This window comes from Parvularcula marina (genome assembly GCF_003399445.1).
Lineage (GTDB): Bacteria > Pseudomonadota > Alphaproteobacteria > Caulobacterales > Parvularculaceae > Parvularcula > Parvularcula marina.
Window position 1 is genome coordinate 1 of the sequence record NZ_QUQO01000036.1, and the last position, 502, is coordinate 502.

The following is a 502-nucleotide window of genomic DNA, read 5'->3' on the forward strand; positions in this document are numbered from 1 at the left end:
GGCTCGACTGTCGGTGTTGTAGAGTTCCTCGGGCGCTTGTCGGTCACGGCTCTGGAGCGCGAAGGTCAGAGCACCGCCCACGGCCAGGGCACCGACCGCACCCAGGGTTGCGATGGCTTTGCGCGACAGGCGCATGACGCGCGGCGGATCGCCGCGCAGCCGAAAGCCCGCAGGGTCCGCGAGCGGCTGAGGATCTTCCAGAAGCTGCTCGTCTCGCGGCTCTTGCGACGGCGCTTCGCGGGGACCGCGTTCCGCGTCTTCCGCCCCGCGATCGAATGTCGAAGGCGCCGCTGCATCATCCTGCCGTCCCGGCGCGTCGAGCGCCGCGCGGGGCTCGTGCGCGCTGCTCATCGCCGGGTCCTGCGCTGGCGCTGTCCGTCGTCGCGAACGATGCGGACGGTCTGCTGGCGCTCCCCGCCAAGACGGAGTTCGGCGGCCGCAAAGAGGCGATCGACGACCATATGGCGATCCGCCACACGATAGTTGACCAGCTCGCCGCCGC

The 502-nt window shown here is 70.5% G+C and carries 2 pseudogenes; both read right to left on the minus strand.

Features of this window, described 5'->3' with window-relative positions:
* Positions 1-351, minus strand: a pseudogene (locus DX908_RS16520) (hypothetical protein); the annotation flags it as partial.
* Positions 348-502 (minus strand): annotated as a pseudogene (locus DX908_RS16875) (P-type conjugative transfer protein TrbG); the annotation flags it as partial. The pseudogenes DX908_RS16875 and DX908_RS16520, both read right to left, overlap by 4 nt.